The organism is Burkholderia sp. Bp8963 (assembly GCF_003854275.1).
Lineage (GTDB): Bacteria > Pseudomonadota > Gammaproteobacteria > Burkholderiales > Burkholderiaceae > Burkholderia.
This window is the reverse complement of sequence record NZ_QTQP01000003.1, coordinates 254392-264472: the sequence shown is the minus strand read 5'-3', so window position 1 is coordinate 264472 and position 10081 is coordinate 254392. Positions and strand designations below refer to the sequence as shown.

Genomic DNA, 10081 nt, shown 5'->3' with positions numbered 1-10081 from the left:
TCACAGGTCGTCTGCCGCCTCTCCAAGTCTGGTCGTAGCAGGCGACAGGTAAGGAACATTACTTTGCATGACGAAATGTATATCTCAGACGGGGCTTGACTTCTGACTCCCCATAGAAGGGTCTGTTCACGCTAAGCGGGAACAGGCCCTTCTAGCGCGGCGCGTGCTTGCCGATCACGACGCGCCACGGACGCACGCGCCACGCCTTGACGAGGCCGTGCTGCACGTACGGATCGGCGCGCGCGAACGATTCGGCCACTTCGGCCGAATCGCCTTCGAAGACGAGCACGGCCTGGTCGGCCGGGTCCGCGAACGCGCCCGCGAGCACCAGTTCGCCGCGCTCGGTGGCAGCATGCGCAAGCGCGAGGTGCTCGGCGCGGAACGGTTCGCGTTTCGACAGGTAGTCGTCGACGAGTTCGTAGATCAACTGGTAATGCATGAATGGCTCCATGAGTCGGCGGGCTGCCGGCCAGCGGCGGACGGCAGGCAGTGTGGCGTCCGCTGGCGGATGTCGAAGTCAGTATAGGGCACGCGTGTGCCGTGTGCTGGATGGTTTCGGGCGCTGGTACGAATGCTCGACCGGGCATCCCGGAGAGTCATGGAAATCACGCTGCCTCGCTAAATGCAACTAACGGTCGAGTGCGATTCCACCAGCGGATTGACTCGAGCTTGCGCGTCGAAGCAATGCATTTCCCGGCTTGCCTGCAGGGAAGAGCGGGGTGCCGGGATCGGAATCGATCGATCGGCGTCGAGCCATGCCCGACGCGTTTATGCCTTTATGCAGTCACGCCTTGTAGCCGATCGTGCGCAGCAGGTCCTTGCGCCAGCGCACATCGGCCTCGGTTTCGATGCCGAGCGGCGGAAAGCCGTCGACGACGCCGACGATCGCGCGGCCTTGCGCGGTTTCCGTGACGATCACTTCAGTCGGGTTCGCGGTCGCGCAATAGATCCGGCAAACCTCCGGCACGGCCTTGATCGCGTTGAGCACGTTGACCGGATAGAAACCGTCGCCGAGGAACACGATGAACGCATGACCGGCGCCGATCGCGCTGGCGTTCCGGCATGCGAGCTCGACGAGGTCGGCATCGGTGCCGGAGCGGCGCACGAGCCGCTTGCCGGACGCCTCGCAGAACGCGAGTCCGAAGCGGATGCCTGGCACGGTGCCGACGAGCGCCTCGTGAATGTCTTCGACGGACTTGATGAAATGCGACTGGCCGAGGATGAAGTTCAGCGTTTCGGGCTTCTCGACGGCAACGGCTTGCAGCTGCAGCATGGCGGACCTCGTGTGGCGATGCGGCGCGGGCGTCGCGATGGGCTCTCCAAGCTTAGTACGCGGCGGTGGGCGGCGAAAGCGGTGAAAGCGGCAGGGCCGGCGGTCGCGTCCTATCCTTCGTTCTGTGGCGCGAGCGATGCGCGGCGGGAAGGAGGCATCATGGACGTGCGAGAAGGCTTCGTCGACTGCGTGGGGCGCACGCCGCTGATCCGGCTGGCGAAGCTCTGCGCCGAGACGGGTTGCGAGATCCTGGGCAAGGCGGAATTCATGAATCCGGGCGGGTCGGTCAAGGATCGCGCGGCGCTCTACATCATCCGTGACGCCGAGCGGCGCGGCACGCTCATGCCGGGCGGCACCGTTGTCGAGGGCACGGCGGGTAATACGGGCATCGGTCTTGCGCATATCTGCGCGGCGCGCGGCTATCGCTGCGTGATCGTGATTCCGGAAACGCAATCGCCGGAAAAGATGGAGATCCTGCGCACGCTCGGCGCCGACGTGCGTCCGGTGCCGGCCGTGCCGTACCGCGATCCGAACAATTATCAGAAGATTGCCGGTCGGCTCGCGGACGAGCTCGACAACGCGGTGTGGGCCAACCAGTTCGACAACGTGGTCAACCGGCAGGCGCACTACGAGACGACCGGGCCGGAAATCTGGCGCGATACGGCGGGCACCGTCGATGCGTTCGTCTGCGCGACCGGCACGGGCGGCACGCTGGCCGGCGTGAGCCGCTACCTGAAGGAGCAGAATCCGGAGGTGCGGATCGTGCTCGCCGATCCGTATGGCAGCGGGCTTTACAGCCAGGTGAAAACGGGCGAAATCAAGGCCGAAGGCAACTCGATCACCGAGGGCATCGGCTCGACGCGCGTCACCGCGAATCTCGCGGGCGCGCCGATCGACGACGCGGTGCGGATCGACGACCGGCAGTGCGTGACGATGGTCTACCGGCTGCTGCGCGAGGAAGGACTGTACGTCGGCGGATCGAGCGGCATCAACGTCGCGGCGGCGGTCTGGCTTGCTCGACAGATGGGGCCGGGACACACGATCGTGACGCTGCTGTGCGATCGCGGCGACATCTACCGCGCGCGGCTTTTCAATCGCGAATGGCTGCGCGAAAAGGGGTTGGAGCCCGTGTGAGGAAACGGGGCACCGAGGATTTCCATCCGCGCGAATGCGACCTATGCTGAACGAATCCGGTGCGAACGCCGTTCGCCCGTTTCGCCCAGACGAGGTGTGCCATGTCCATGTCTGCCACGTTGCAGGATTGCCTGCGTCAGAAGTCATCGCGGTACGAAGTCGTGTACCACCCATATAGCCATACGAGCATGGAGACGGCCGCGGCCGCGCATATCCCCGGCGATCGTCTCGCCAAAACGGTGCTGCTCGAAGACGACGACGGCTACGTCGCGGCCGTGTTGCCGACGACGCATGCGGTGCGCTTGTCGGATCTTTGGGCAAAGACCGGCCGGCATCTCGTGCTGGCGAAGGAAATGGAACTGCGCGAGCTGTTCAAGGATTGCGATGCGGGCGCATTGCCGCCGGTCTGCATGGCGTATGGCATGCAGACGTTCCTCGAGGAAAATCTGGCCACGCAGCCGGAAGTCTATTTCGAGGCCGGCGACCACGAAGCGCTGATCCATATGATGCAGGATGAATTCCTGACATTGATGGAAACGGCCGAGCGCGCGCATTTTTCGCACAAGATGCAAGGCATGGTGTCTTGAGCGGCGGTTTGGCGGTCGGTTGGCTGACGACGGCTGGAATGGCGGCCGCGGGGGGGGCCGTTTGAGCCGTGCCCGCGTCTGATGGACGGACGCGGGCGGGTGTTCGTGTGCGGGATTTGGGGCGCGTCGGCCGCGGTTAGCGACGGGGTTCGACGCGGGAGGGTCCGTAGAATCGGGTGGATATTGTATTTGACATAAGGTGAATTATCGCCGTTAAATCTGTAGCGGCTAAGTTGTAATCTATGGCCAGCCCGAATTTTGCAACCCCTGGTTCTGATGTCCTCATGGCTTGCGCAAATCTATCCGGAATCGTTGTTCCGCGATGAAAACCGCACCGGTCGATCCTCAAAATGTCGGCAGCTGCTGTGAGCTGTACAACTTGTCAGGTTCTTCGTCCGGTCGCTGTGCCGTTGGATCATCAAATTGCCAGCAGTCGCAAAACCTTGTTGGGTGAAACGGCGACTCAGTCCGCGAGCTTCAAGCGCGCGGGATCGTATGTGGTGTGTCTGGTTAGCACCGCCCAGGCGATACGCGCGAGCTTGTTCGCGACGGCACACGCGACCACGTTTGAGTGCCGACGAGTCAACATCGAGCGAATCCATTCCCCGAGCCTGTCCGTACGCTTTTCCACGCGCTGGATAACGGCTCGGGCGCCTTGCACGAGCAAGTGTCGCAGATGCCTGTCGCCTCGCTTGCTGATGCCGCACAGGACACTTCGTCCACCCGTGCTGTGCTGACGCGGCACCAACCCGATCGAAGCTGCAAAGTTCCGGCTGCCCTCGAACTGGGCGACGTTGCCGACTTCCGACGCGAGAAGGCTTGCCGTGATGGTGCCGATGCCGGGGATGGACAGTAACCGGGCTGCGTTCTCGTCTTCGCGAAGCTGTACCGTCAGATCCCGCTCGAGATCATCAACCTGCTGATCCAGGTAACAATAGTGAGCATGGAGTCGGTGGATGAGCTGGAGCAGCCGCGGTGGCAGATCGTGTACTGCAAGCACATCGGGCAGCCGGCGTAGCGTGGCCCTCGACAGAGGAACGACGATGCCGAACTCGAGCAGGATTCCGTGAATCCGGTTGATGGTGGCTGTGCGCTCTGCTACCAGTCCCTCACGCGCCCGATGCAAGGCGGCTAGAAGTTGTTGTGCCTCCGTTCGAGGCTCGACGAAGCGCATCGAGGGGCGGCACGCTGCTTCGCAAATCGCTTCGGCATCGATGTAGTCGTTCTTGTTGCTCTTCACGAAAGGCCGCACGTATTGAGCTGAAATCAGCTTCGCCTCGTGCCCCATCGCATTGAGCTTGCGCGCGAGCCAGTGCGAACCCGCACAAGCCTCCATGACGACGGTAACCGCCTTGAGATTGCTGAAGAACGGGAGCAACTGTACGCGCGAGAGCTTCTTGCGAAACACCTCGTGTCCCTTGGCATCTTGTGCGTGCAGATGGAAGACATGCTTGCCCAGATCGATGCCGATCAGCGTGATCTCGTTCATGGCGCTCTCCTCTACTTCGGACCGAATTGCCTATCGTAGAACGGTCGCAGGGATCGGGCTGGCCATTTCATTATGTCCGTTTCTAGCTAAGTTCAAATGTCCGCTTTTCGGTCCATCGTAAGCTGAGCGGCCGCCGGTTGTCCGGCGCTGGGAGCTTCGATGGCTGCGACAGAACGGATCACGATGACGATGCGAGAACTGGACCGATTCAAGGTCATTCAGGACGTCGCGGACGGCAAGCTCAAGCCGTGGCGCGCGGCCGAGCGACTCGGGCTGACGACGCGGCAGATTCGGCCTCTGGGTGCCGAGGCGGCAGCGCCCGCCCAAGGTCTACCAGCCGCGGGCGCGACGCGCGTGCCTGGGCGAGCTGATCCAGATCGACGGCAGCGAGCATCGTTGGTTCGAGGACCGGGTGCCGCAATGCACGTTGCTGGTGTACGTCGATGACGCGACGAGCCGGCTGATGCACCTGCACTTCACGGCGACCGAGTCGACCTTCAGCTACTTCGAGGCGACGCGCGCGTATCTCGAACGGCATGGCAAGCCGGTGGCGTTCTATAGCGACAAGGCCAGCGTGTTCCGCAACGTGAATCCGGGCAAGACCGGCAACCGGGCGACGCACTTTGGGCGTGCGATGTACGAACTGAAATCGGCCTGCTGCTGTGCAAGGAGAAAAATCGGCTCGATTCCCCGGTCCTCATATCCGCGCCGTTTTAATTCGATATCCAGATTATCCGTTCCACAGCGAATCAGGATGAAATCTGGATGCCGCTCGGGCGCATCCATGCACACATAAAATGCGGCATCTTCATCGAATCAAACCCGCATCGCGTCATGCAGCCGACGTGCCGCCCACGTGAATTCGGTGCAATTGCCGAGACCTGCGCATCCTGAGCGGCAGCCGCGCTGCTTTGCCTGTCCCACATTGGCGATCACCTGCTTCGTCTACGACAAGCCGTGAGGATTTTCCCGGCTGTCTGCGGGAATATTGAGACGTTAGAATTTCCCCATCCGCCCATCTGCGATTGAGCGCGCGTCGCGCGGCATGCGCCTCGAACGAATCGTGACGTCAATCCAGAATCAACACATCAAACTCCCCCGCTCACTTTCCCGACAAGTAGCGACGAGACAGGGAACCCACATGGACAGCCGTCGATCGAACACCCCTCCTTCCGAATGTGAGCCGAAGGTCTACATCGTGGACGACGACGAAGCGGTTCGCGTGTCGCTGCGATGGCTGCTCGAATCGGTTGGACACAAGGTCGACGTGTTTTCGAACGGGCGCGAATTTCTCTCCGGCGCCGATCCCCGTACCCCTGGTTGTGTGCTGCTCGACATCCGCATGCCCTATATGGGCGGATTCGAGCTGCAGGAAAGCATGCGTTCCACCGGATTCCGGTTGCCGATCATCTTCCTGACCGCCCACGGTGACATTCCGATGACCGTTCGCGCAATGAAGGGCGGCGCCTACGACTTCCTCGAAAAGCCCTACAACGATCAGGACCTGATCGACAAGGTCGCCGACGCGCTGAAGGTCGGCATGCGCGAATACCGGCAGGCCCAGGCGAACAGCCAGACGCAGGACCTGCTCAAGCAATTATCGGCCCGTGAGCGCGAAGTGTTCGACCTGCTCATCGAGGGCAAGGCCTCGAAGGTGATAGCCGCCGAGCTGAATATCAGCTACAAGACGGTCGAAGTGCATCGCGCGCACATCCGCGAGAAGCTCGGCGCGACGTCGCTCGCCGAACTCGTGCGGCTCGGAATGCGCGGAGCGACGCAGCACCAGGACTGAGTCGTTCCGATTCGTCCGGCATCTCCTGCGGGATGTGCCGGACGAACGCGTTGCCGCCAGTCAACCCGCGATCTAGCCGCGCGCCGGGTTCACGCGGCGCAGCATGCCGAGGCGCAGCACCGGATACAGCACGAACGACGTGAACAGCGACGTGAAGAACTCGATCGGCACGAGACGTTCGAGCACGTAGTGCGCGAGCACGAAGCCCGTCGCGACAGTCACGACGCCGGCCCAGTTGATCTCCTCCCCCGCCGGCGCGGAAAATCCGAGCTTGCGCTTGACGAACAGATAGTCGGCGATGATGATGCCCGCGAAGCACGTGGTCAGGACACCCAGCACGGTGATGAACGAGTTGAACCACGCGAGGATGGAGCCAACCAGCATCAGGCACGCGAACACGTTGGCCAGGACGACGAACGTGAATCGGCCGGGCCGCCAGCCGAACAGCGCGTCGGCGAGGTTGGTCAGCGACAGCGACGCACTGTACGTGTTGAGCACCTGCGCCTTCGACTGCGCAAACACCATCAGCAACGTGCCGAGCATGCCGCCGAACACGATGAATGCAACGGCAACGCTATCGGGGCTTTGCAGCGCGAGCGCCCGCGCGGCAGCCTCGGTCATGCCGCCGACCTTCACGTGATGGGCGACGATCTGGTCCATCCCTGCATACATGACGATCCCGCCAACGGCGACCATCACGACATCCATGAAGATATTGCCGATGACCGCGGCAATCGCGATATCCCGCGACGACTTCGCATAGCGCCCGAGGTCGGCGTCGATGAGTGCCAGTGCGCCTGCCGAGCCGATCATCACGTTCACGCAGAAGCTGAACTTGCCGGCGTCGGTGTCCGCACCAAGCGCGCGAAGCGCGTCGACCGGCATCTGCGCGCCGAATTGCGTGACCGACGCCCAGGTTTGGCCCGACGCAGTGATCACCTCGACCATCATGTAGGCGAGCACGGCCAGGAATGCCAGCAGCGCCATCGACGACACACGTGCGACGAGCGTGAAGCCGAACGCCGTCAGCAGGACCCACGCAACTGACAACGCACCGTACACGACGATGCGCATCGCAAGCGTATCGGGCTGGTTGAGGTAGAACAGGAAGCCCTTGTAAAGCAGTGCGTTCTCGAGGGCGATGAACCCCGTGATCATGAAACCGAACACGAGGGCAAGCAGCGCCGAGCCGCGTTGCCCAAGGCCGTGCTCGCGCGAAAGCACGGTGCTCGACAACCCGGTGCGGTACGCGATATGGCCGGCGCCCCAGCCGAGCAATGCGCCGATCACGGCCACGAATACGCCGGCGAGCAGCCCGATCCGGATTCCGGCAACGAACGTGACGAGTGCGCCGACGAACAACTGAATCAGCGTCGTGACGATGCCCGCGGTACTCCACGACAATTGCAGCCAGTTCTGGCGCTCGCTGTCCGGAACGGCTTCCAGCGCATGATCGTCGGTACGCGACGTGATGTTGGATTCGCTATGCATGATGAAGTCCCCTGTGCTCAGAAAAGGTGGCGCATGCCGACACGCACGGCCATTTGGTTGCCGCCGGCGGCAGGTCCCGCCAGTCCGGGGATCCACGCGTTCGCATCGGCATTGCCGCTCGCGCGCTGATAAACGAGATTCGTGTAGACATCCGTGCTCTTCGACAGCCAGTAGTCGAGCGTCACGCCGAACTGGTGTGCCTTGTTGTTGCCGAGATGCTCGTTGCCCTTCATGTATTGGTAGTCGCCGTGCAGGATCGTGAACGGTGAAAACATGTAGTCGATACCCGCCTGATAAACGTCGACGTGCGCGTTGTTGAACGTGTTCCGCGTATTGGTGTACATCGCGTCCAGCTGCAGCTTGCCGATCGTGTACCGGCCGCCGAGCCCCCAGTTGCGGATGCCCTCGTGTCCGTTATTGATCGACGGGTCCTTCGCATAGGTGTAGGCCGCATTCAGGCCGACCGGCCCGTTCGCATAGTTGACGCCGGCGCTGATCGTACTGTCGGTTCCGAACGAGCCGGCGACGCCGCCGAAGCCGTACATGACGCCGGCATTCAGCCCCCGGTAGTCCGGCGTCTCGTACTTCACGGAGTTGGCGACACGGAATGCCCCGGCAACGCGGTTGAAGTCGAGGCCGCCGACCGGCGTACCCAGCCCCTGAAATGGCCCCTGCTGCAGGTTATAAAGGCTGACGTAGCCGAGCGACTGGCCAAGACGCTTGGCCGACAGCGACTCGAACATGAACTCATACTGGTTCCCCAACATCAGCGTGCCCCACGGGCTCGCCAGCCCGACATACGTCTGCCGGCCGAAGGTGCCGCCGCCGATGGATTGGCCGTTCTCGACGCCGAACTGCCCTTCCAGCTTGAAGATCGCCTTGAGACCGCCTCCCAGATCCTCGGTGCCTTGCAGACCGAACAGGTTGGGAACCTGCATCCCGGTCGACAGAACCGTATTACGGCCGCCGCCCTGATTGCTGATGAACGTCACGCCGGCATCCAGCAGGCCATACAACGTAACGCTACTTTGCGCGGCGGCCGCCAGCGGTACCCCCATGACGGCCATCACGATCCATCTGGTTTTCTTCACTGTGTGTCTCCCGGGTTGTCGGTAGTTCGAGTCATGCCTGTTTGCGCTTGCCGGAAACGGTCGACCCGCGCATGCATCGACGCACGGTCCGATCCGTTCACGAATTCGGCGGATACGCATGACCTCAAACTTAAGAAGCCGAAATTGGCACCGACATTCGGTCGCGCACGTAAGAAGCTAGATGGGAATACTTATTTGTCTTTTGAATCGCCGTGATGGCCGAACGGCACTGCGTCGCGTGCCGCCATGAAAAAAGCCGCGTCCGTACGCGGCCCGAGTGAAGCTCTCGTAATTCGGCGCAAAACCGGTTACGTCGATGGACGTGGCAACCACGCCGCGTCGTGTCGATGGATGAGTCGCAGATCGAGAAAGACGCTCTGAAAGCACCACTGCCCCTCCTCGATCACGACGCGGCTGTCGTACTCGCCGCCGATCCAGTATGCAGCCGGCGGCTCGGCAACGTCATGGCCCTGGCGGATCTGCGCCAGCTCCCACAGATGCCATCGGCACCGTCCGTTCCGCAGAGCGTCGTCGATCTCGATCACCGGCGCGGTCATGTAATGCAGGCTCCAGACGATCTGCTCCGTGCCGATGCGCGCGAGCTGCGCAGCAATGACATCGCGGCCTTCGTGACGCCCGAAGCCGCCTGCCTCCCACACGGCATCGCGGCTGAACAGCGGTGCCATCAGCGCCGGATCATTGCGACGATCTGCCCCGTGGGCATAGCGGCCAACAAGCTGGCTGACGTCGGCAATTGCCTCGAGCCGGGCCATGCGCCGGGCGAGTGTCGATGCGGCCATCCGCATGTCTCCTTGCAAGAATGCCCGCGATTTCCTGCAGGACATCGCGGGTGTGCGGTCGAGCGGCGCCGGCTCAGTACCTTGCGTCGCCGTGTTCGGCGACGAAGCGCGCTTCGTCGAAGCTGTACGGCACATTCGGATCGCCGCGGTACAGTTCGATGTGCGGCGCGACCTCCGCGAGCGACAGCGCCAGCGACATCAGACGCGCGCCCTGCGCCGGCAGCTCGCCGATGGGAAACGTGTCGAGGTACGTCAGGATGGCCGGCAGGCGCGGCAGCATGTTGTCGTAGAAGTAGCGAAGCTCGCCGCGCGACGACGCGATGCGGCGTTGCTGCCGTTCATTCTGGGTCGGAAGCGCCCACGCCGCGACGAGCGGCTCGAGCATGTCGAATTCCTTCGGAAGCAGATTGTCCATTGCGTGCGT

At 62.6% G+C, this 10081-nt stretch carries 10 protein-coding genes and 1 pseudogene; 4 read left to right on the top strand and 7 right to left on the bottom strand.

Annotated elements, in window-relative coordinates:
* Nucleotides 1-151: 151 nt before the first annotated feature.
* Nucleotides 152-439: a YciI-like protein gene (locus DID96_RS04525; protein ID WP_124598039.1), complete on the bottom strand. Its 288-nt coding sequence runs from the start codon at nucleotides 437-439 to the stop codon at nucleotides 152-154.
* 345 nt (nucleotides 440-784) lie between these two features.
* Nucleotides 785-1273 carry an adenosine-specific kinase gene (locus DID96_RS04520; protein WP_124598038.1) on the bottom strand — a complete coding sequence of 163 codons (489 nt, stop codon included), beginning with the start codon at nucleotides 1271-1273 and terminating at the stop codon, nucleotides 785-787.
* A gap of 159 nt (nucleotides 1274-1432) precedes the next feature.
* Here DID96_RS04520 and DID96_RS04515 point away from each other — a divergent pair, with 159 nt between their 5' ends.
* Nucleotides 1433-2407, top strand: coding sequence for a cysteine synthase A (locus DID96_RS04515; protein ID WP_124598037.1), 975 nt, complete (start codon nucleotides 1433-1435; stop codon nucleotides 2405-2407).
* A 101-nt stretch (nucleotides 2408-2508) separates the two neighbouring features.
* Nucleotides 2509-2994 carry an aminoacyl-tRNA deacylase gene (locus tag DID96_RS04510; protein ID WP_124598036.1) on the top strand — a complete coding sequence of 162 codons (486 nt, stop codon included), beginning with the start codon at nucleotides 2509-2511 and terminating at the stop codon, nucleotides 2992-2994.
* A 463-nt stretch (nucleotides 2995-3457) separates the two neighbouring features.
* Here DID96_RS04510 and DID96_RS04505 read toward each other — a convergent pair whose 3' ends face one another.
* Complete coding sequence (locus DID96_RS04505) at nucleotides 3458-4483, bottom strand: IS110 family transposase (protein ID WP_124598035.1); 1026 nt, start codon at nucleotides 4481-4483, stop codon at nucleotides 3458-3460.
* Nucleotides 4484-4769: 286 nt separating this feature from the next.
* Between DID96_RS04505 and DID96_RS04500 the strand changes: the two are divergent.
* Both DID96_RS04500 and DID96_RS04495 read left to right on the top strand, forming a co-directional pair.
* Nucleotides 4770-5150: pseudogene (locus DID96_RS04500) on the top strand (ISNCY family transposase); the annotation flags it as partial.
* A gap of 474 nt (nucleotides 5151-5624) precedes the next feature.
* Nucleotides 5625-6275, top strand: a complete 651-nt coding sequence (locus DID96_RS04495; RefSeq protein WP_124598065.1) for a response regulator transcription factor — start codon at nucleotides 5625-5627, stop codon at nucleotides 6273-6275.
* Between the two features lie 72 nt (nucleotides 6276-6347).
* Here DID96_RS04495 and DID96_RS04490 read toward each other — a convergent pair whose 3' ends face one another.
* The 4 genes from DID96_RS04490 to DID96_RS04475 form a co-directional block, all read right to left on the bottom strand.
* Nucleotides 6348-7766 (bottom strand): cytosine permease, encoded by a 1419-nt coding sequence (locus tag DID96_RS04490; RefSeq protein ID WP_185732170.1) that lies wholly within the window; start codon nucleotides 7764-7766, stop codon nucleotides 6348-6350.
* 17 nt (nucleotides 7767-7783) lie between these two features.
* On the bottom strand, nucleotides 7784-8857 hold the full coding sequence (locus DID96_RS04485) for a porin (protein ID WP_260463802.1): 1074 nt from the start codon (nucleotides 8855-8857) through the stop codon (nucleotides 7784-7786).
* A gap of 308 nt (nucleotides 8858-9165) precedes the next feature.
* Nucleotides 9166-9657, bottom strand: coding sequence for a nuclear transport factor 2 family protein (locus DID96_RS04480; protein ID WP_185732169.1), 492 nt, complete (start codon nucleotides 9655-9657; stop codon nucleotides 9166-9168).
* A 73-nt stretch (nucleotides 9658-9730) separates the two neighbouring features.
* The gene (locus DID96_RS04475) at nucleotides 9731-10072 is read right to left on the bottom strand and encodes a hypothetical protein (RefSeq protein ID WP_124598033.1); all 342 of its coding nucleotides are present in this window, start codon (nucleotides 10070-10072) and stop codon (nucleotides 9731-9733) included.
* Between the last annotated feature and the right edge of the window lie 9 nt (nucleotides 10073-10081).